The 21,129-nt window shown below is 47.6% G+C and carries 22 protein-coding genes; 15 read left to right on the forward strand and 7 right to left on the reverse strand.

Features of this window, described 5'->3' with window-relative positions; translation table 11 throughout:
- Positions 1-149: 149 nt before the first annotated feature.
- Positions 150-605, reverse strand: coding sequence for a YbhB/YbcL family Raf kinase inhibitor-like protein (locus DNK57_RS01305; RefSeq protein WP_192961255.1), 456 nt, complete (start codon positions 603-605; stop codon positions 150-152).
- 44 nt (positions 606-649) lie between these two features.
- Here DNK57_RS01305 and DNK57_RS01310 point away from each other — a divergent pair, with 44 nt between their 5' ends.
- Together DNK57_RS01310 and DNK57_RS01315 are read left to right on the forward strand one after the other, a co-directional pair.
- Positions 650-1,390, forward strand: coding sequence for an ATP-binding protein (locus DNK57_RS01310; protein ID WP_192961256.1), 741 nt, complete (start codon positions 650-652; stop codon positions 1,388-1,390).
- Positions 1,384-2,169, forward strand: coding sequence for a UbiA family prenyltransferase (locus DNK57_RS01315; RefSeq protein WP_192961257.1), 786 nt, complete (start codon positions 1,384-1,386; stop codon positions 2,167-2,169). The genes DNK57_RS01310 and DNK57_RS01315 overlap by 7 nt, the downstream gene beginning before the upstream one ends.
- A gap of 334 nt (positions 2,170-2,503) precedes the next feature.
- Here the strand turns inward: DNK57_RS01315 and DNK57_RS01320 are convergent, their stop codons facing one another.
- Positions 2,504-2,764, reverse strand: a complete 261-nt coding sequence (locus tag DNK57_RS01320) for a hypothetical protein (protein ID WP_226890932.1) — start codon at positions 2,762-2,764, stop codon at positions 2,504-2,506.
- Between the two features lie 176 nt (positions 2,765-2,940).
- On the opposite strand from DNK57_RS01320, the gene DNK57_RS01325 reads away from it, so the two are divergent.
- Both DNK57_RS01325 and DNK57_RS01330 read left to right on the forward strand, forming a co-directional pair.
- Positions 2,941-3,273 carry a PadR family transcriptional regulator gene (locus DNK57_RS01325; protein ID WP_192961258.1) on the forward strand — a complete coding sequence of 111 codons (333 nt, stop codon included), beginning with the start codon at positions 2,941-2,943 and terminating at the stop codon, positions 3,271-3,273.
- A complete protein-coding gene (locus DNK57_RS01330; protein ID WP_226890933.1) occupies positions 3,270-5,372 on the forward strand; it encodes a Coenzyme F420 hydrogenase/dehydrogenase, beta subunit C-terminal domain in 2,103 nt (700 codons plus the stop codon). Before DNK57_RS01325 ends, DNK57_RS01330 begins: the two co-directional genes overlap by 4 nt.
- Here DNK57_RS01330 and DNK57_RS01335 read toward each other — a convergent pair.
- Positions 5,346-5,846 (reverse strand): hypothetical protein, encoded by a 501-nt coding sequence (locus tag DNK57_RS01335; protein ID WP_226890934.1) that lies wholly within the window; start codon positions 5,844-5,846, stop codon positions 5,346-5,348. The genes DNK57_RS01330 and DNK57_RS01335 overlap by 27 nt on opposite strands.
- A 180-nt stretch (positions 5,847-6,026) precedes the next feature.
- On the opposite strand from DNK57_RS01335, the gene DNK57_RS01340 reads away from it, so the two are divergent.
- Both DNK57_RS01340 and DNK57_RS01345 read left to right on the forward strand, forming a co-directional pair.
- Positions 6,027-6,188, forward strand: a complete 162-nt coding sequence (locus DNK57_RS01340) for a 4Fe-4S binding protein (protein WP_192961259.1) — start codon at positions 6,027-6,029, stop codon at positions 6,186-6,188.
- A gap of 5 nt (positions 6,189-6,193) precedes the next feature.
- Complete coding sequence (locus tag DNK57_RS01345) at positions 6,194-7,378, forward strand: NAD(P)/FAD-dependent oxidoreductase (protein ID WP_192961260.1); 1,185 nt, start codon at positions 6,194-6,196, stop codon at positions 7,376-7,378.
- Positions 7,379-7,625: 247 nt separating this feature from the next.
- On the opposite strand, the gene DNK57_RS01350 is transcribed toward DNK57_RS01345, so the two are convergent.
- Entirely contained in the window at positions 7,626-8,342 is a 717-nt protein-coding gene (locus tag DNK57_RS01350) for a HEAT repeat domain-containing protein (RefSeq protein ID WP_192961261.1), read from the reverse strand.
- Positions 8,343-8,753: 411 nt separating this feature from the next.
- Between DNK57_RS01350 and DNK57_RS01355 the strand changes: the two genes are divergently transcribed.
- The 7 genes from DNK57_RS01355 to DNK57_RS01385 are packed head-to-tail and all read left to right on the forward strand — an operon-like array spanning position 8,754 to position 16,515.
- Positions 8,754-9,902: a hypothetical protein gene (locus DNK57_RS01355; RefSeq protein WP_192961262.1), complete on the forward strand. Its 1,149-nt coding sequence runs from the start codon at positions 8,754-8,756 to the stop codon at positions 9,900-9,902.
- A 19-nt stretch (positions 9,903-9,921) separates the two neighbouring features.
- Positions 9,922-11,772, forward strand: coding sequence for an AAA family ATPase (locus DNK57_RS01360; protein ID WP_192961263.1), 1,851 nt, complete (start codon positions 9,922-9,924; stop codon positions 11,770-11,772).
- Positions 11,757-12,815, forward strand: coding sequence for a hypothetical protein (locus DNK57_RS01365; RefSeq protein WP_192961264.1), 1,059 nt, complete (start codon positions 11,757-11,759; stop codon positions 12,813-12,815). The genes DNK57_RS01360 and DNK57_RS01365 overlap by 16 nt, the downstream gene beginning before the upstream one ends.
- 16 nt (positions 12,816-12,831) lie before the next feature.
- The gene (locus DNK57_RS01370; RefSeq protein WP_192961265.1) at positions 12,832-13,353 is read left to right on the forward strand and encodes a formylglycine-generating enzyme family protein; all 522 of its coding nucleotides are present in this window, start codon (positions 12,832-12,834) and stop codon (positions 13,351-13,353) included.
- Between the two features lie 38 nt (positions 13,354-13,391).
- On the forward strand, positions 13,392-14,000 hold the full coding sequence (locus DNK57_RS01375) for a 4Fe-4S single cluster domain-containing protein (RefSeq protein ID WP_192961266.1): 609 nt from the start codon (positions 13,392-13,394) through the stop codon (positions 13,998-14,000).
- Complete coding sequence (locus tag DNK57_RS01380) at positions 13,987-15,000, forward strand: hypothetical protein (protein ID WP_192961267.1); 1,014 nt, start codon at positions 13,987-13,989, stop codon at positions 14,998-15,000. Before DNK57_RS01375 ends, DNK57_RS01380 begins: the two co-directional genes overlap by 14 nt.
- 6 nt (positions 15,001-15,006) lie before the next feature.
- The gene (locus DNK57_RS01385) at positions 15,007-16,515 is read left to right on the forward strand and encodes a hypothetical protein (RefSeq protein ID WP_192961268.1); all 1,509 of its coding nucleotides are present in this window, start codon (positions 15,007-15,009) and stop codon (positions 16,513-16,515) included.
- A gap of 68 nt (positions 16,516-16,583) precedes the next feature.
- Here the strand turns inward: DNK57_RS01385 and DNK57_RS01390 are convergent, their stop codons facing one another.
- Both DNK57_RS01390 and DNK57_RS08940 read right to left on the reverse strand, forming a co-directional pair.
- A complete protein-coding gene (locus tag DNK57_RS01390) occupies positions 16,584-17,090 on the reverse strand; it encodes a hypothetical protein (protein WP_192961269.1) in 507 nt (168 codons plus the stop codon).
- Between the two features lie 323 nt (positions 17,091-17,413).
- The gene (locus DNK57_RS08940) at positions 17,414-17,575 is read right to left on the reverse strand and encodes a hypothetical protein (RefSeq protein WP_226890935.1); all 162 of its coding nucleotides are present in this window, start codon (positions 17,573-17,575) and stop codon (positions 17,414-17,416) included.
- A gap of 479 nt (positions 17,576-18,054) precedes the next feature.
- On the opposite strand from DNK57_RS08940, the gene DNK57_RS01400 reads away from it, so the two are divergent.
- On the forward strand, positions 18,055-19,740 hold the full coding sequence (locus DNK57_RS01400) for a sensor histidine kinase (RefSeq protein WP_192961271.1): 1,686 nt from the start codon (positions 18,055-18,057) through the stop codon (positions 19,738-19,740).
- A 391-nt stretch (positions 19,741-20,131) separates the two neighbouring features.
- Positions 20,132-20,347 (forward strand): DUF6653 family protein, encoded by a 216-nt coding sequence (locus DNK57_RS09340; protein ID WP_394354483.1) that lies wholly within the window; start codon positions 20,132-20,134, stop codon positions 20,345-20,347.
- Positions 20,348-20,430: 83 nt separating this feature from the next.
- On the opposite strand, the gene DNK57_RS01405 is transcribed toward DNK57_RS09340, so the two are convergent.
- Entirely contained in the window at positions 20,431-20,862 is a 432-nt protein-coding gene (locus DNK57_RS01405; RefSeq protein WP_192961272.1) for a hypothetical protein, read from the reverse strand.
- Positions 20,863-21,129 lie beyond the last annotated feature (267 nt).

Genomic DNA, 21,129 nt, shown 5'->3' on the forward strand with positions numbered 1-21,129 from the left:
TTCCATTAAACTGGCACCCCTGAAGTTACAATTAAAGGAACCTTTTACCTTGGATTCTATTTTAAATAAAGGTTTTTAATCAGTATTCAGAGCCTGGACTCTCTACTAAGTTATTCGGTAATCTCCAGGGCGGTTCACTGAGGATCCACTCAACCACGCCGGTAGAGTCCTACGAGTTCGGCCTCACTGAGGACGTGGCCCTCCATGGCATCAAGGACATCCTCCTTACTGGCTCCGGGTTCCAGGTCAAGGACGGTGTCAAGGGCATACAGCCTGAAGAAGTACCTGTGAACACCTGAAGGAGGGCACGGTCCCCTGTATCCAATGGTCCCTGAATCATTGTATCCCTGGACTGAACCATCAGGTAGCCTCCCAGCATCAGGGACGTTCTCCTCCAGGCCACTGGAGTCAGGGGGGATGTTGAATATGACCCAGTGGGTCCAGACCCTGGAGGGCGCGTCCGGGTCTTCACATATCAGTGCAAGGGACTTCGCCTCCCCTGGAACCCCATCCCAGGATAGGGGCGGGGAAATGTTTTCGCCATCACAGGTGTACCTTGAGGGTATCCTTCCACGGTCATTGAATGCACGGGTCTTGAGGTTCATATCATCACCGTACAGTTATATGTTGAAGGGTGTTAATTATTATTATGGATTACAAGGTCAACTCGGCGGATGATAATAACATATTCATAGAGACAGAACCGTACCGGTGCCTGCTTGGAGCCATCAGCTCCATGAAGGATGTTAGGGGCGAGATACTGCATGTCGTCGGGGCGCCGGGGACAGGAAAATCAGCCAACATATACAGGGCCATCAGTGAGGCTGACCTGCACGTATATGAGGTTCCATGCAACCTTGAATCCGCGGACCTGAGTGCAGATGACGTTCTCCATCAGTTGGCGGATGGTATGAAGGAGGAGCTGGATGCGGATACAGTTACCGATATCTACCGTAGGTTCACAGAATTTGATGCTGTGCTCTTCGCCGACAGGTTCCATGACAGCCATGAATTCTCCAGTTTCACGGGTTTCAGCCAGTGGACTGCCAGGGGCAGCCTGGAGCCACTCAGGTTTTACTTTAAATGTATCGTGGAGTACCTGAGAAACAGGAGGATCCTCTCGGAGGTTAACATCATCTTTCAGACAGCATGGAGGTTCTACTTTCGCGGTAAAAAGTACGACCTCTTCACGGATATCCCGGTTATTTCATCTCTGCTTTTCCATACCCTTTCAATCCCCTTCAGGGCGATTAAAATAGATTATACGAGGGAGGAAACCTTAAATATTATAAGGGCCCACCTTGATGCTGATGAATCTGAGGTACAGAGACTGATTGACATCTACGGCTGCAGACCAAGGATTATACTGGAGAAGATGGGATCATGCTGAGGGCACTGCTTCGTTCAACAAGGATGAGCTGGGGCGCCAAGAACATCCACATGTACCTCCTTGCCCTCACCTATGCATCGGCTACGGATCCCCTGAGGTTCCTCACGGGTCTGATTCTCGTAACCCTCCTTTGGGGAGCCCTCTACTCACTGAATGACCTCACCGACATTGATGATGATAGAAAGGACAGGATGAAAAGGAAGAGGCCATTCATAGAGAACCATGTGGATCCCCGCGGTGTACTTTTCTTTGTGGGCCTCCTCCTGGTGGCGTCTCTTGCCGGTGCCTACCTCCTGGACCGCTTATTCTGTCTGATCCTCTTCCTGATGGTCCTGAACCAGTTCCTCTACACACTGCCACCTGTAAGGCTTAAAGACACTGTCCTTGCACCCCTTGCAAGTACTGCCACTAACACTGTCCTGAGGCTTGCATCTGCGGCTGTACTACTGGGGGGTATCCTGGTGGTGCCTGCACCGGTATATGTGCTCATGTACCTGGCGGGCATGGGGACATACCTCATGTACAAGGAGATGCGTGGCTTAACAACTGTGGTATCAGTAACATTCTGCATTTTACTCGCCATATCCTACCTCTCGGGGTACATCAGCATGCTGCAGATCATCCTGGTCATAGTACCACCCTTCATTGCAGCGGTACCCCTCTACCTTTCAAACTTCATGGAGAGGGAGCGCATGGTTGAGGTGGCCGATGTGATCTACCACAGGGTTCTTGTGGCCATCTACATCGTCTGCATCCTGGTACTCCTGTTCATGAGGTGATGAAGGCCTCATTCAGAATTTTAAGTAGCCGTTGACGGATTTTTCAGCGGTGTACTTGTTCAGAAGGCCTCAATTCTTCTGGAGGGAAATTTAGGCAGAAACCTTAGTTTATAATCATCTCATTGTATTTTGATTCCATAGTACTACAGGTTAAAACTTAGTTTATAATCATCCGGAGAGGGGTATATGCAATAGTCTGTCTTTGTGGAAGAAGATCCCGGGGGCCTTTTAGGGTTAGGCAAGCATACACCGGTCTAAAATTTAGTCGGCCCCCGGTACATTAAAGGTCTGGAGGGACCCTCCAACGGCCAAATCACCTACTGGAGCCCTGGGCTCAGGCACCCTTTCTTATTGTCTGAAAGATGGCGAATATGACCAGCAGGTAGGCTATGCTACGGATTATTATGAGTGCCACTGCATTGCTTGGGTATCCTGCCAGCTGGGCAAGGTGTGATACTCCAAAGAGTCCGAAGGCTATCCCGATGTAAACCAGAAGAGGACTTTCAAGCTTCCTGAACCCAAGGTATCCCATTACCAGGATTATCATGCAGAATATGAAATTAATGGTGAGCACGGGCTCCATGATAATTGACATTCCAGATCACCCCCCTATAAATAAGTGTTGATCCTTTATCTCTTCTCTTATTTAATTATTGCAGTTTTATTAATATTGATCATGCATTCTGGATGAAACATTACATTTATATACTGTGTGCTACACAGTACTGTGCACAGCACATATATGTGCCGTATCATGTGAGGGATCATCCAATGAGCAGTGTCTGTGAAAGATTTGAAAGGGAGCTGAGGCGCGGTGCAATACAGCTTGCAGTGATCTGTCTCCTTGAAAACGAGAGATACGGGTATGAAATTGTCAAAGAACTCAAAGAATCAGGATTTCGCGTCGAGGAAGGGACCCTCTACCCCCTCCTGAGAAGACTTGAAGGGGAGGGAATCCTCACAAGCAGATGGAATACAGATGATAAAAGACCAAGAAAATACTACAAAGTGACAGATTATGGTAAGAAAGTCAGAGAGAAGTGGCTTGAACTCTTCAGATCAATAAACAGGTCCCTTGAAGACCTCACGGAGGTTGATCAATGAATAAACTTGATGAATTCATAGCAGATGTAACCAGAAGGATGCCCCCCGAGGAGAGGGAGGAAGTTGCACGTGAACTGGAAACCCATATACTTGACAGCGCAGAGGCAATAGCAGCCAGCAGAAAAACCAGTGTGAATGATGAGGTGATCAGGGAGGCCATCTCACGTATGGGATCCCCGGAGAAACTCGCCAGAATGTACCCCCCTACCAGGAAATGGAAACTTGAGGGAATCGTCGAGGGTGGAATCTGTGCAAGGTGCGGGACCTGTGCAGTGATATGCCCCAACAACATCCTGAGATTCAATGGCAGGCCAGAACTAAAAGATGAATGCCTGAGAAATGGTCACGGGATGTGCTTCGAGGTATGCCCCAGGGTCTCATCAGGCAAATACCAGATAGGGATACGGGAAAACTTCAGGGAGGATATCCTCCATGGCAGGGGCGCTGCCAGGGGACAGGATGGTGGAGTGGTAACCTCCTTCCTCAGGTACCTCCTGGAGAATGACAGGATAGACGGAGCCATAGTCGTGGGCCATGAAAAATGGAAACCGGTGTCCATGGTCGTCCAGAGCGCAGATGACCTCGAAGGAACAAGCGGTTCAAAGTACAGCATATCAACCCTTGAAGCACTTAAAACAGCTTCAGAACTGGGCATTGAGAGGGTGGCGATTGTTGCGCTGCCATGCCAGATAAATGGACTGCGCAAGCTCCAGTACTTCCCCTACCTTGCAAAGCATGACCCTGAACTTGGAAGGGCCGGTAAACCCGTGAAACTCCCTGAGATAAGGTACCTCATAGGCCTCTTCTGCACAGAGAAATTCGAGTACACTGACCTTCGGGATGCACTCATGGATGAGGGCATCGATATCAGCGACGTCAAAAAGTTCGACATCAGGAGGGGTGAAATGGTTGTCCATGTAGATGGAGGCCAACATACCATCGAACTCAGCAGGATAGGGCTCTGTGAGGGCTGCAGGCTCTGCAGGGACTTCGACGCTGAACTTGCAGACGTCTCCATAGGCTCCGCCGGAAGCCCCGATGGATACTCAACGGTCATAATAAGGACAGATAGGGGTGCTGAGATCAGGGAGGCCCTGGATCTTGTGGAGGGGGCCGACCAGGAGGCCATAGAGAGGCTCAGGAAGCTGAAGCTCAGAAGATTCAGAAGGGAACTCGAGAAGAGAAGAGAAAGGGGTGACTACATATCATTCTACTGGACCTCAGATTACCCGGGTGTCTCAGAGAGGGCTGATGGAACCTACTTCATAAGGATAAGGGCACACCCCGCCGGATGGTACAGGCCCGACGAGATCAGGGACATCATCAGTGTGGCAGAGAAATACGGTGCAGAGATCAAGATCACCAACAGGGGCTCCTATGAACTTCACAGGATAGTTGGCTTTGATGTTGAGGACGCAGTCAGTGAACTGAACTCCGCCGGTCTCCTCACGGGTTCAGAGGGCCCCCTTGTAAGGGCGACCCTCGCATGTCCAGGTAAGGAGAACTGTGGAAGCGGGATCATAGACACCGGGGAGATCTGCACCGCAATCGAGGAGAGGTTCAGGGAGAGACCCGCCCCCTACAAATTCAAGATAGCTGTAAGCGGATGCCCGAACAAGTGCATGAGGCCCCAGATACATGACATTGGAGTGGTGGGTGTTGAATTCCCCCAGACCTCCGAGGATCTCTGCAATGGCTGCGGAAGATGTGAGGAGGTCTGCAAGGTTGAGGCAGTCAGTGTGAGGGGTGAGACGTCCTACACCAGCTATGAACTCTGTGTGGGCTGCGGGAAGTGCATAAAATCATGCCCCCACAGTGCAAGGGAGGTTAAGGATGAGGGCTACGTGGTCTACATCGGAGGTAAAGCAGGGAGAGAACTCAGGGAGGGTCTCAGCATGCGCATGGATGATTCAGATGAAATACTCAACTGCATAGACGCCGTCCTGGATGTATATGGGAGACGGGCGGATAAGCCCCAGAGGGAGAGGCTTGCAGCCACCATGAAACGTCTGGGGGAGAATGAATTCATGTCAGAGGTCATGGAGGTACTTAAAAAGAAAAAGGGTGAGGGTTCAGGTTATCCTGACACCACTGAGTAATGACTCAAGGGTTGCAGTATCAGATAATGGAGCCTCATACATGAAGGCGTAGCCACTGGTCCTGCTGAGTTTAATGTAGATGAATGTTGTCCGTGTTGTTGCATCCGTGGCTGTTACCACTGCGGCGTTGCGGCCGGCGACACTGCGTATCTCCGCGGATGTAACACCCTCATTCTTGGCCATCTGATTCTTCACGGTCTCAGCGTCCTTCAGGTAGTAACCGGATCGTGCAGTGACCTTTGCAACAGCAAAACCATGAGTACTGTTACCCACGTATACTATAACATCCTTTGAGATCCCAGGCTCCTTTGTAAAGGCGCTCTGGGCATTCTCTGATTTAAATGTCTCCCATGATGCAGGGTATGTGAAGTTCAGTGTCCCGTCAGAGAAGCTCTTGGACTGGGGCTCCTCACTCACACAACCAGATACAAGGACCGTTGCGGCCACAAGAACCAGAAATAGAATCTTCCTCATAATCAACCTCCATAATATTAATTGTCGTGGACGGGATTTATAAGTTTCGCAGGGGAGTATAAACATATAAATACTCCTCCGGTGAAAGATTAGGAACTATATCCGTGTTAACCCCAAAGTATAAGAAAGGCCATGATAAAAGATTCATGATCTGAGAATTGATTTTTAAGGTTGATGACCATGAAGGTGAAGGAATGGTGTATGTTCTGTGGGGAATGTGCAGGTGTATGCCCACGGAACCTCATAGAGGTTAGGGAGACATCCCTCAAATTCAGAGAGGATCAGTGCAGGGAATGCAACATATGCATACAGGTATGCCCGGTCAGGGCCCTTGAGAGGTGATTATCATGACAATGGAAGTGGATGTGCTTGTAATCGGAGCCGGGCCAGCAGGTTCAACAACAGCTAAACATGCGGCCCTCGGCGGGGCCGATGTGCTCCTGATAGATAAGAAATCAGAGATAGGAGCCCCCAAGAGGTGTGCTGAGGGCGTATCCATAGGGGGCCTCGAGTCCCTGGGTATAGAGCCAAACCCGCGCTGGATCACAAAGAAACTCGACGGTGTCCGGCTGGTATCACCTAACGGCACAGACGTGTGGTTAACATCAGATAAGGTGGAGCTCCCTGAGGCCGGCTACATCCTTGAGAGGAAGGTCTTCGACAAGTACATGGCCATGGACGCTGCAAGGGCAGGGTCAAGGATAATGGTGAAGACCATTGCAACCGGCATGGAGAGGACAGATGAGGGCTACCTTGTAAGTGCCGAGTGCATGGGGAGGGAATTTAAGATAAAGGCCAGGATAGTCATCGCCGCAGACGGTCCGGAGTCAAGGGTTGCAAGGTGGGCCGGACTCAACACCGCCACGAGGCCAAAGGATATGGAGTCAGCGGCCCAGTTCGAGATGGTCGGTGTTGAGATGGAGGACAACAACTGTATAGAGTTCTACTTTGGAAGTGTTGCCCCTGGCGGCTACGCCTGGATATTCCCTAAGGGCGACGACATAGCCAATGTTGGTCTCGGGGTCCTTTCAACAGAGACCGATAAGAGCGCCTATGAGCACCTCCTTGAATTTGTTGAGTCATGCCCCGCCACCAGGAATGCCCAGCCAGTTGAACTCAACATTGGAGGAGACCCCGTCGGTGGCATGCCAAAGAAGCTTGTGACCGACAGCCTCATGGTTGTGGGTGACGCCGCTGGTCAGGTCAACCCCCTCACCGGTGGAGGTATAATAAGCGGAATGAAGGGTGGAATGCTGGCAGGAAGGGTTGCTGCTGCAGCCATCTCTGAGGGTGACGTGACTGCCAAGCGCCTCTCTGAGTATGAGAAGCTCTGCCGTGAGGAGCTCGGTGATGAGATAGAGAGGTACCTCAAGGTCAAGGACTACATGCTTACACTCAGCGACGGTGAACTCGACTCCATTGCAGAGGCCTTCCAGGACGTTGAATTTGAGAAGGTGAGCACCACCGAGCTTGTGAAGAAACTCATAAAGGTTTCACCCAAGGCACTCCTGAAACTGGGAAAGCTCTTCTAATTTTCCTATTTTTTTCTGATTTGATGACAACATGTCTGTTTAGCTGGCAATCTGCCTTGGATGTTATCGTGCCCCTTTCTCCGGGAAGAATCCGGTGCGGGTGGCTCGGAGAATCTGATGTTCATGATCCTCCTCTATCATTAAAAGATCTTTTCATGTCTAGGTCCCAAGGTGGGAAGAGTAAAAGGAAAGTGAGTGGGGGTCATTGCATGGTTACTAACTGTGCGTCAGTAATCAGATGACAGACTCAGACTTCATTTCTTATTTCTCCAAAGTTCTGGAGGATTTCAATTTCTTCCCTGGTTATCCTGGGAGTTCCCTTTATTATCACGGGGATCTCGCTGAGGGGTTTTGCCCTTGTCACATCGTTTTTGAGTCTCTGGTACACCGCGTTTAGGGCCCACCCATAGTCTATATCCCCGGAATCAGTGACCCAGAGGACGTCTATGTCAGCATTTCTCGCCCTCTTAGATTCCTCGTCCCACATGCTGATGAATAACCTGTCTTCCTGTCTGTAAGGATAGTTCTTATCTCCCACTATACCTATAACCTCTTTTATCCCCTTTTCCAGGAATTTTGAGTGGCCGCAGACACGGCAAACTACAAAATGGCCCTCAGGTGTGTGGATCTTTTTGGGTTTGAAGAAGTCCCTCCAGCATATAAGTGTCTCATAGTTTTCCTTCAGGTCTCTCTGGGCAATCTTTATTTTTTTAAGGGCACTTCGCGCGGATTTTCTGACCCCCTCGTCAGGGTCACTGAGGGCCTTTAGCAGGGAATAGATGGTTGCCGCGTCACCTGTTTCTCCAAGGTAATATGCTGCCCTTGCCCGTACCCAGGGATCAGATGAGTCTTTGAGATAGCCGGTAATTTTTTTCAGGGCATCCTCATATTTTTCCAGGTTTTCAGGGTCAAGATCATCCTTAAGACCATCAAGCGCCCTCATCTCGCTGCTGACGGGGGCCATCCTTTTAGTGGAGGCATTGGACGTGGCATGGATCTTCTGATTGGATGGATTATGGGAATCACTTTTAGAAGGATTTTTTTGATCAGATGAGCTTGAACGACCCCCCAGCCACAATAAAAGGACAAGAATTATTATAAGGGCTAAATAACCACCCACACCTATCCATGATATTATTAAATATGAGACCATGAGGATTATGATTAAAAATACACAGCCAAGACATGCATCACTTCCTTCCATGAAAATTCCTCTTAACCATTGAGTATATACCTGGGCGGTAGATGATTCAATTCATTTTTTAATTATATGAGTTGTCTAAATAAGCTTAACTAATTTCATCTTATAAATAAAATTAAAAGTAATTAAGTCATAATAAACATAAAATGTTTACATTAAATTGATGGTGATACCATGAGTGGCGTTAAAGTTTCACCCCTTGAGTTTGTAATGGAGATGGAGGCCCGGCAGAAACTGTTATCCAGCATATACAATTCGATGACCCGTATCGAGGGACTGAAAAAGAAATTACTTGAAATTATGAGTGAAATCCCTGAGGGACCATGGAGGAGATCCCCCAAAATCGCTGAAATTAATTCATGGGTTAGAGAACCATTGAATGTACATGCTTCCAGTGCAATGAATAGCAGAGAGCTCCGGAAAATTGAGAATTCCCTCAGAAATGCTGAGAAGATGGCTGAAGACATGCTTAAAACCGTGGTGGATTTAAAGTTTAAGGTCATAAATGAAAATAGGCTCATGGCCCGGCTTAAGAGTATCGATGCGGAATTTAAGGGTGCTGGGGATCTTCTTGGGAAGTGGAAATCTTCTGATTCAGATAAGTTTATGGAGAAGATGGGGGATGTTCTGGATGCTGTGAAGAGGGGTGATTTCACTGTGGCCGAGAACAGGGTCGCGAGTCTTGAAAATGAATTAAAGGGCCTCATCCAGGAGGCTGAGTCAATGTCAAAGGAAGCTGAGCTCATGGCTGAGCTTGAGAGGATCGATGCGGAATTTAAGGGTGCTGGGGATCTTCTTGGGAAGTGGAAATCTTCTGATTCAGATAAGTTTATGGAGAAGATGGGGGATGTTCTGGATGCTGTGAAGAGGGGTGATCTCGGTGTGGCCGAGAACAGGGTTGCGGGCCTTGAAGATGAATTAAAGGGTCTCATAGAAGAGGCTGAAAAACTCGAATCAAGCGACAGGATGCGTCGACATGTTTTATCTTCCGTTAAAGAGGTCGCTAAAAGGATGGGATGGAAGGAAGTCTCTGAAGCATACCTCGAGGATGATAAGGACCCTGCCAGCCCCCTGATATATGAACTGAAATCATATTCCGCCGGTAAAATGCGCTTTTCACTTACAATGGATAAAATAGAGGTTGACTCACCATTCTCAGGGGAGGACGGGGCCTGCTATGAACAGTTCGACAGCTTCTCAGAGAAGCTCGCAGAATACGGTATCAAAACAAAATTCGAAGGGGAAGGTAGAGTACACAGGAAACCCATCCTGAAAGAGAAAAAGGCAAGGAATCTTCCAAAAAACCAGGTGCGAAGAATCTGAGACATGGAGATGTTCATTCATGGCGGTATGGCAGGATAACCTCAGAAGACTGCTGAATCAGAAGGAGGTACTCATAATCCATGGAAACATAAGGGACACGGCCTATCTGACCGAGGAGGGGAACCTCGTTAGAGGCCTAACAGACCTTATCAACAGGACCGGCAGGGAACTTGGATACGATAAGACGGTGAGCTGGGGTTCATTCTTTGACCATGAAGGGAGGGGCCATTCCCCCATGTGGTCACTTGAAAAGATCACACCACTCAACGGGGGTGAACCCGAAATACGTGAAACCGAAAGCCAGGACAGGGTCAGCGACGTACTCCACAGATGGCTGGAGGAAGAAATAACCTCCATTGATGAAAAGAAGATATTTATTATAAACTACATCGACAAGATCACAGCCTACGCTCCAGATGGGATGTACTCTGAACCCACAGCAGAACTTGTGACACTCATCCAGAAGATAATAGAGAACATATCTGAAAACAACCGCCTCATAATGATCGCCCTCAGGGACACAATGATCCCGGTTGAGTACTATACCAACTCACCGCGGGTGGCAGTGATGGAGATACCCCTCCCTGACAGGGCAGAGAGGCACCTTTACTATTCCACGACCCTCTCATCAACTAACATCTCCTCTGATCAGATAGACCTCCTCTCAAACATCACGGAGGGCCTCTACATGAAGGACCTCGAAAACATCCTCAGCGACGTCCTTGCAGAACTTGATGAAAACCAGGAACCCTCATCTTCAATGCTGAGGAAGATAGTTAACAGGTACCGTATAGGGACTGAAGAGGATCCATGGAGCGGGATACCCCTCACAGGACCACCAAAGGGACTCCTGGATTCAGCAGAAAACTGGTTTCTGGAGAGGGTAGTAGGACAGGATCATGCAGTCAGGGAGATAGTGAATGCAATAAAAAAGGCGCGTTCGGGTGTCGTGGGCCTCGCATCAGGGGGACAGTCAAAACCAAAGGCAACCTTCTTCTTCGCAGGGCCCACAGGTGTCGGTAAAACATTCCTGGCTAAAAAACTGGCGGAATACCTGTTTGATACAGAGGAAGCCTTTATAAGATTTGATATGAGTGAATTCAAAGAAGAACACACAGTATCAAAGCTCATAGGTTCTCCTCCAGGCTATGTGGGATACGATCAGGGGGGCCAGCTCACCAACGCCATAAAGAACAGGCCATTCTCGGTCATCCTCTTTGATGAGATCGAAAAGGCCCACCCCAAGATAATGGACATATTCCTGCAGATCCTGGATGATGGACGCCTCACAGACAGCAGGGGCCAGACCGTCTTCTTCACAGAGAGCGTGATAATATTCACATCCAACATAGGAACCAGGACCGTGGACAGCATGGGAAACCCCACATCTGAACAGAGGGAACTTGATGAAATAATAAATGACAGTGGACTCTCTGAGTCTGAAAGAGAGAGAAGGGTGAGGGAACACTTCACAGGGAAGGTTAGAGAATTCTTCATGTATGAGATATCAAGAAGAGAACTCCTGAACAGGATAGGTTCCCATATAATTGCCTTCAATTACCTTAACAAGGCAGATTCCCAGGTGAACATAATTGAAAACAAACTCAAAGACATTTCAGAGAACTTCCGGGACAAATTCGCTGGCAGGGGCTACAGACTCCATTTCTCCCCCGAATTAACAGATTATTTCCTTGAAGGGTATGGTGATTCAATATCCGAGTTCGGGGGTAGAGGCCTTGTAAATGCCCTTGAAGATGAGATAGGGAACATAGTGGCTGATCAGCTGCTCATGGCAGAGGAGATGGGGATGTCGGATATAAATTTCGAGGTATACCTTGATGGGGATGTAATCAGATGTCGGAGATCATGAACCTCTACTGTGAAGTGAAATTCACAACGCCAGTTATTCTTGTTCTTGAGCCATCATCGGCTCTCTGGGCTGATATACTGAGAGTTGCAACGGAAATCATTGACTCCTTCCCTGGAAGAGTTAAGAGGGTGTACTTCCTTGGCCAGAAGGAACATGAACCCGTCAGGACCTCGGGGGATCTTAAGAGGGATGGTCCCCGCTGGCTCAGGAGGGGCATTGACAGGCCCATCCTAATAAACCCGATCCTGGAGGAACTCAAGGAGGAAAAATTTACAGGTATCATAGTAATCGTTTCATCGAGGCTTCCACTTGATATTGAGGACTGGGAGGGTACAGATGTTCCAGGGAGGATGATATTTGTTAACATGGGTGATGGGGAGATTGAGGGCCCCTGCAGGGTTATCGGCAGATCAAACATCAACCTCGAGATAGCTCCCCTCATGAACATTGAGCCCGGGGAGGTTTTTGTTTCCGGTGATGGCTTTGTCCCTGTGAATTACAGTGTTGAACCATGCAGATCATCAGAGACGGTATTCAGGGATGGAGAATTTATCCTAAATATTGAACCATCCTCCGAACGTTTAAAGATCCACCTCGCAGCGATATGTGGGGACAGATTTCCAGAACTCATTATAAGGCGCCATAATGGGACAGAGAAGGTGAGTTTCAGGGAGGAAAAGCCATGGTTTAATCAGGAATGGAACAGGATCCCTGATGATCTGCGGGAAATCATTAAATCAGCTGCAGAGACAGGGAAGTTCAGGTGCCCCTGCTGCGGTGAAAAACATGACGCTGATACTCTGATATGCCCCTCCGGGGACCTTATTTTAAGGGGGCTCCCAGCAGGCAGATGCATCCTCTTCAGGGGAGAGGAATACATTTCACTCACCCATGTCCATGCCTATCCCCTGGAAGATGGGAAGATAATAACATCGGAGGGTAAGATTTACCGTCTGAAGGATGATGGTTGGGAGTACCTGAAGGATGTAGAGCCATATGAGAGGGTCGCTGATGATCTATTCGGATTATTCTATAAAATTTGATAGAACAGGATTCCCATTGATCCAGCTGGATGGCTGGAGTCATTTTATAGGCCTGTTCCCCGTCAGCAAGTACCAGTTTGAACGCTTCCTGGTGGATGATGAGGCTTCTGGATACACCGATGAATGGTACAGGGGTATCCTGGAATTGAATCCGAGGAGGAGCTGGAGAAAAACAGGTGATAGAATATGGGAGCTCTTCATCACCGGCCTGGATAGGGATGTAATTGATGATTTCCTCGGCTACCTTGGACCCGACTACAGGCTACCATCACTTGATGAATGGAAGGCTCTCCTCGAAGTTTCTGAATACATAGCTGAAATATCACCCGCCCTTAAAATGATCTGCAATGGGAGATCCCCAGAGCCGGTTCTGCACTGGCTGGAAGCCGGTCTCTGTCCCCTTATGAGGGAGGGAATCTTTGAGAGGATCCATGGAATCGGGAATAAGGTTGCTGGAAAACCCTTTCATGGCTTCTACCAAACACCTGGGCCCCGGAAGAACTCAAGGAGGTTAAAATGGACATGGTCAGGGGGATGATCGGCTTCAGGGTTGTAAGGGAATGATGGGGGTGTATTATGGGGAAATTGAGGATTGGCAGGTTTCTTATATCTTCAAACGTTAATGGTCCCGGGAGAAGGTTCGTCATATGGTTTCAGGGTTGCCCCATCCGCTGCAGAGGCTGCATAAACCCTGAATTTCATGATGAAGATGGCGGATATACCGTGGAAACTGACCACCTGGTTGACATTATCAGGGATCTGGGGGATGAAATAGAGGGGGTAACCTTCACCGGCGGCGAACCCCTTATCCAGGCAGTGGAGCTTGTGAAGCTTGCAGCGTCTGTCAGGTCAATGGGTCTTACAGTGGTATGCTTCACAGGATATGAGATGGATGAAATCCTTAAAGGGAACATAGAGGGCGGGCTCGAGCTCCTTGAATTTTTAGATGTGCTCATAGATGGCCCCTACGTTGAGGAGAAGAGTGCGCCGTTGCTCTGGCGTGGAAGCACGAATCAGAGGGTTCATTTTCTTACAGAACGCTATGCTGAATTTAAGGAAAGGGTTCATGAAGGTTCTAAGATGGAAGCCGAGATTAAAATAAGTGGAGACTGTGTTTGCATGACAGGAACTTTTGATGTTGAATTCTGGGAGGAACTCAGAAGGAGGTTAAATGATGGAGGTTAGATGCCCCTACTGTCTCTCTGAGACCAGGGCCGAACTTAAACCAGGGACAGGTTACTGCTGTCCAGAGTGTCAGGAGGCACTCCCCCGGGATTACGTTGACCGCTCAAACTCAAGGGCCAGGATAGGCCTTGTTGGTTTTACAGGTCACGGGAAGACGGTTTATCTCACAAGCCTCTTTTACACCCTGAGGGTCCTCTCAAACAGGGACATATGGAGGAACTTTTCCTGGCGAACCTGCGATGACCACACCCATAAAATAAAATACTCGGATGTCAGGAAATTTGAGAACTCAAAGCTTCCACAGAGCACACCTGAAAATTTCCCCAGACCCGCCCTAATACATCTACAGAATGTGCCATCAATGGGGGATATCTTCCTAACATTCTATGATACGGCTGGAAGGGTTTATGAGAGCACAGAAAAGATAACCGATATGGGGAGATTCGTTGCACATGCAGACACAGTGTTTTTCCTCATAAGCCTCAGTGAGAGCGGCCTCGGTAACTGTGACATGGCTGATGTCAGTTTTGAAATGGAGCGGCTCCTTGATATATACATAAGGGGGGTTTATGAGAAGATGCATGTTGACCTTTCAGATAACCAGGAAATGGTGGTGCTCCTGACAAAGGCCGATGAGATTGACATCCTGCCTGAGGACCTCCATAATCTTTTAAACAGATCTTCATGCAACTGGTGGATAAGTGATGGCTCCGGTGGAATGGAGAGTAAACTCAGAGACCTTGATAACTATTCTGACAGGATAAGAAAATGGCTGAGAAGTGAGGGCTGTGGAGGATTTGTTAATCTCGCTGAAAACAATTTTAAGGGTGTTAAGTATACGCTGATCTCATCAACAGGGGCCAGTCCCATGGGGGATACCCTGGTCACGAAACTTGAACCCGAGCACCCAAAGGGGGTCATCAACCCCCTGGTCTTTGCAATGAGGAGCGCATCCTCCCGTCATGGTAAATCAAAACTGGGGAGTTTCTTCGGGAGGTAGGTGTTCATGGAGATATACCGGTTTGTATACACCAAGGTGCCCCCTGAGGAGTCTCCATGGGGAATAAGGGATTTTCACACAGTCTTCTATCCGGTGGATCTTATTTCAAGGGAGGACCTTCATGAAATTGAGAGAATGATACACAAGCCACAGATAGATGGCTTTAAAGATAAATTGACGGTCTTTTACATGAAGATGGATGGCAGGGATTATCTTGCAATCCTTTACCTCACTGATCTTCCTGAGGAGAGGGATGTTTTTGGGAGGGGAGGTCTCTTCCTGTGCCATGGCTTTTTATTCCCGCCCGAACTTTGGATGATGGCTCAAACACCCCTCGAACTCTTTGATATGGTGAAGGACAAGGTATTTGAGGGGATCGAAGACCTTCTAAACTCAGATGCTGTTAATAAAAGTACCGGTAACATTGAGGCCATAGAGGTTTCCAGTTATCCACCATCAGGGGATAGAAGGCCTCCATTATCGGATGATTTTAAATTAAAGATGGCCCTATACCTCTTTAAGATGGCTTCAGGGATCCATGAATCCCCACCTCTGATTTTAGATGGCAACCCCTCAGATGTATCAGATCTTATAAATGAGGTTCTCTTCTACATCCCGGATGAACTTAAGGTCAACCTTGGATGGGATTCAGCCTTTGATGGGGGTAGCATCTACCACCATCCCCTTAAAATACTCGGATTCAGTGAGGAAAGGCCATATGGGAAAAATCCAGTTTTAGTTAATCTGGATAATCGTACGGTGGATTGTCCGGGCGAATCATCCGGGCTTTTATATCCCCATTCAAGCTATGAGAGATGGCTGGAGAACTGTGATGAAACAGTTTCAAAGGAGGATATCAATGCAGCCTACAGGCTTTCACTCTTACTTGATTCCATGGAACCACCCTCCTCAGTTGAAGAGGTAATGCCCCAGCTGGAAAACTTTGGTTACATCAACAGGGACCCCATTGAGGGGCAGTTCAGGAGAAAATTCCATGAAGTCTTTGGCATGACCCTCACTGATCCTGATTTACCTCCGGGGACCATGCTGAAGTTCCTCATTGAGGGCCCATCATGTGATTCCATGGCGGGTTTCATTGAGTCACTGGTTCTTGATGGTTATCTCACTGAGGAGGACATAGAACTTCCCTTGGAGGTCACAGAGAGGAGCAGGATTTTGAGGATCATTCAGAGGTTATGGGATGGCGCTGATATCTCTGACGAACTCATGGAACTTGATTCTGAAGAAAGCCGCCAGCTCTTCCCATATCTAATTGGAACCGGTCTTTTGATGAAGAATGAACCACTTAAAGATTTATTGAGGGATGATGAGGATTTTAAAGCTTTATCAGATGAAATGGAGGATCTTTCTGATATTTTAAATAGCTCTGGATTCTCTGTATCTGGAAGTGACTCCGCAGATGATCCTGAAGATGGATCTGAGATCAATCTGAGTAAATTGAAGATGATAATATCGGAATTAAAGCTGATAATATCCGGGCTCAGGAGGCAATGAGTGTCTTCATACTCTGAATGGACAATATAAGAAAAATAAAAAAAAGGGATATCAGCTCACCATCCATTTCAAGTGCAGACCTTTCCTGATGGAGTTAAAAGGTTACCACGGGCTGTGATGCCAAAGAATACCACATCCTCAGGCCCGTAGCCCCCCTTGAAGGCCCAGTCTGTTGTTTCAAAGTAGGCCCTTTCACCTGATCCCAGGGTGTCTATGCGGGATGATCCTCTGAATACTGGAGCCCTTCCCATGCCTATGAGATCTCCATCCCTGTTAAATCCCTTTACCCAGACATAATCGATCTGCATGGCTGAACTGTATCTGTTCTGGATCTCCCCCCTCACAATATGGTCTCCGCTGTAATCTGAGAGGACCGTGTAGTTGAGGACCTCTGCCTGGGATTTACCCATTAGGATATCATTGAAATCTGACATCCCATTGATATCACCATACGCAAAACTGAGTAATCCCCCTATTAGTAATGGTATTATGATCAGGGTTGCCCTTGTGAGGGTGCTCCGTCTACTCCACCATCCACGTAATCTGCCAGTTTTCCCATCATCATCTGAAGACATTATATCACCTTATTAAGTCATTCAAACCTTAAGAAGTCATCTACTGAAGGCGTGCTCGTGTTTGAAGTCCAAACGTAAAATTTTGGGGAGGTTTCTCAAAAATATGTCCTTCGAATCCCTTCTTCTCACCGGGCTGGAGTTTAGAACCCGCAAAAACCCACCCACACAAACGATCTTCACTTGAGTCAAAACCCGCTATCCAAATGGAATCAACATACACAGGTTCTTCGTAGTTGTTCTGAATCTCACCGTTTATACGGTAAAAACCGTCAGGATCAGGACTTATGGTGTAGTTTACAATACTTAGCTGAAATTCTTCATTGTCAAGTTCTATGGCAGTCCACCCCATGGCTGTAACCCATAGAGTATGTGGAGTATGCCCAGAGTATTATGCCGAGGATTATGATGCCTTTTCTGGTGTAACTGCTCCGTCTACTCCACCATCCACGTAATCTGCCAGTTTTTCCATCATCATCTGAAGACATTATATCACCTTATTAGTTAACAGTTTTGTTGATAACGTACAATTGAATGGTTGCACAATTAAATGTTTCTATTTAAAATTTGGATGTTAATTTAATTAATTCATAATTGATGATTAAATATGATTAAATCGGACTAATCAAAAAAAATGTTTTAACTTATAAATTTAACAAAAATAAATGACATTTCATGGATTCTTAATAGCTATTTTTCCGGCCGTCCATCTGCAGTAACTTTCTGGCTGCAGTCACATCGCAATTAAATGACCATAACATCAGTGTTTTTTCACTGCTGAACATGGTTCTTATGTAACCGGAACCTTCGAGTTACATAAGAATCCGGTCTTCGCTGGGGATTAAAATTTCCGCCCCACAGACCTTAAAATGGTTATTATCCTGGCAGTTCCCCCAGATATTCCATTTAAAGATTTTTTCAAAAAATATTTATTATATAGTGCTTATAGATCAGAAAGGTGATTTAAATGGGCTCTGCAGCTTTATTAAGACCCGAATCCCTCGATGAAAAGATAACACTTTCAATGAGCATTTCTGTACTCATAATATCCATCATGGCACTGATTCTATGGTTAACCGGGGCGCTCCAGACACCCCAGGTTGGACCCTTCCTTGATAAGGACCCGACCATATTTATGAGTTTCATTCTCCTGGCCACCGCAACCCTATCCCTGAAGGTTTCCAGGAAAGTAACATCCGTCGTTCTATCACTGATGGTCATGGCCCTCCAGTTTTCTGGAGGTAGCCAACCCCTCCACCCTGGGGCATGGACAGTAACATCCCTTATAATCATATCATACTCCGCTGCAATAATCCTTTTTTCCATTGAACGGTACTCAGTTGCCCAGATAATCAGTTACACTGCAGGTACAGCGGCATATGCACTTTTCCTATCAGACATAACCGGGATTATGGAAACAGAGCCACATTTCAGGGCATGCATAACCTCCGCTGCCATGATGGTGTTCCTGGCCATAGGCCTCCTCAGCACCCACCCCTCAAGGGGTGTTGTGGAGCCACTCTATTCAGGGAGGATCGGGGGCTACACCGGGCGGATGCTGATACCCATCGTGATAGGTTCCCTGACCATCACATCATTCATAGTAATCAGCGGCAGCAGCCACATCCCCTTCTCCGTCGATGTCTTCCTGGCCACCCTGAACCTGGCACTTTTAATTGTAATAATAACATTCACAGCCTACAAACTCAACCAGGTGGATTATGAGAGAATAAAAAATCAGAGGAAAAGCCAGAGGATGTGGAGGTTCTTCAGGAACGTTGTGGACAACCTTGAGGAGGCGGTGGCGGTCCTGGACTCTAACGGGGACATCATCCACAGCAACACCGCCATGAAGAACCTGGAACTGGACCTCAGGAGACTGTGGAAAGAAAATCTGGACGGTAAGGATCTTCCACAGCCCATAGGAACCTTAAGATCCGCAGGCAGGTACTTCACGGGATGGGCCATACCCCTGGATGATGGCGGGATCATATCCCTGATGGATATAAGCGGACTTGTGGAGGTACAGGAGGATCTGCGGTCATCCCTCAGGGAAAAGGAGGCGCTGCTGAGGGAAATCCAGCACAGGGTCAGGAACAACCTTCAGATAATCACAGGCCTCATAAACATCCAGCTTCAGGATGCAGATGGTCCAGCGAAGGAGGCGCTCCTGGCTGTCCAGACCAGGGTGAGGGCCATGACCATAATACAGGAGTCACTCTACAGCACTGATGATTACAGCAGTGTACACATCGAATCATGTATTTCCAGGATGATAGAGCACCTCAAATCCCTGCTGGGTGCACACGGTGTGGGATTCCATATCAGAGCGGACCTCAAACTCAACCTTGAAACAGCGATGCCACTATGCCTCATGGTAAATGAGCTTGTGACAAATGCCATAAAACATGCATTCCCTGAGGGGAAGGGAAAGGTCCACATTGAGATAGAGGAGGGGGAATCAGGGTACCGCATGCGCTTTGCAGATGATGGAATCGGTTTCAGTGGTGATGGGTATGGTACGGGCCTGAAACTTGTAAGGATCCTTGTGGAGCAGCTTGAGGGGGATCTGAAGATCCTTGTAAATGAGGAGAAAGGGGGGACGGAGATACTGGTACCCTTCAGGGAACTCCACTACAGGGAGAGGACCTAGCAGTTAAACCGTGGAGAGGTACAGTGGCTGGCATCTGACATGTAGCTGTCACTGTATCTGAGCAGGGAAAACATTGATATGAATGAACTCCATAGGGATGACCTCTGAGGAGAGAATATCCCGGCTTCAGGATGGATGAGGAAACATGGTTGAGGCATGCAAATCTATGGAGTGCATGGACAATGCTCATGGCGCTACCCCTTAATTGTTGCAGCATTCTGCAGTAGGGATGTATCATCCGGTACTCTCGGTCCTCTGGACATATCTGAATCCCAGGATATTTTAAAAACCGGAATCTATGGACAGCTGGGCATCCAGGTCGGTTCTCGATGAGAGGGTCTGGAATCCATGTACCTGAACACCACAGGAGGGTTCCGGCATACTGAACCTCATAGCAGCCATCGGGAGGGTCCCAATTGTTTGGGGTGTCTACCGCCTGGAGGTGTGGCCACTCTTACCTGTATTTGCAATGGTCTACCCTGGCAAGCTGTGGTACCCAGACAGATTGGTCTGGTTGTACCAGGAAATGAAGGAAAACCCTGAATACAGGGACTGGCTCTACTGGCCGGTAAAGATTTGCCTTTTCTCCACCTTCTGTTATTCATGAATACTGAAAGGCCCATTTAATGGTTACGAATCTAGGGTCAGAACAATAACTGGACTTAGAGAACTGGAGTTTAAAAATTTAGATTAGATAGTTTCAGGAGGTCTTCCCCGATACCTCCTGGCGTCTTCTCGGATTTTTTGCTGATCCTCTTCACTCCATAGATATATCCGTACATAATCAGTTCCCATGAAAATAATATGCCCGCACTCATACTCCCTGTATTCTTTTTCGTACATTATTCCATCCTTCTCGTACCATGGAACATCATAACTGCACGAGAATGGAGCCCCACAGTAGGGACACCTTGATTTATCCACCCAGTTCTCTGGCATGGGCATGACTCTATCCATGCTTCTGTTACTGGAGGAGGCCGGGTTCTTCATTGTGTTACCATCATAACTGAAGGAATTATTCTGTGAATCCACCTCAACGTTGAGCATTATACCTGCCATAAATGAAACCGCCCCAAAGAGAACAAGACAAACTACAATCAATAGTTTTGTTAGTTTATCCATTGATATTCCTCCTGAATCAAAATATTGAAGCACCTCTGAGATAATATAAAAAACTTTAATATTAAAAAACTTTAATATATTGTAATTAGTCCATAATTACAATACGATATCGAAGGCGCTGAATGAGGATTATACATACATAAACCCGGTATCCCATCATCAGGACCGTGAATGGATCAGGGGACATCCTGGTGAAGACAAGGAATCTGCTGGTATGAATGCGTGGATAAATTGCTCAAACAGCACTGCTCCATGAACAGTTTATGT

This window comes from Methanothermobacter thermautotrophicus (genome assembly GCF_014889545.1).
Taxonomy (GTDB): Archaea; Methanobacteriota; Methanobacteria; order Methanobacteriales; family Methanothermobacteraceae; genus Methanothermobacter; species Methanothermobacter thermautotrophicus_A.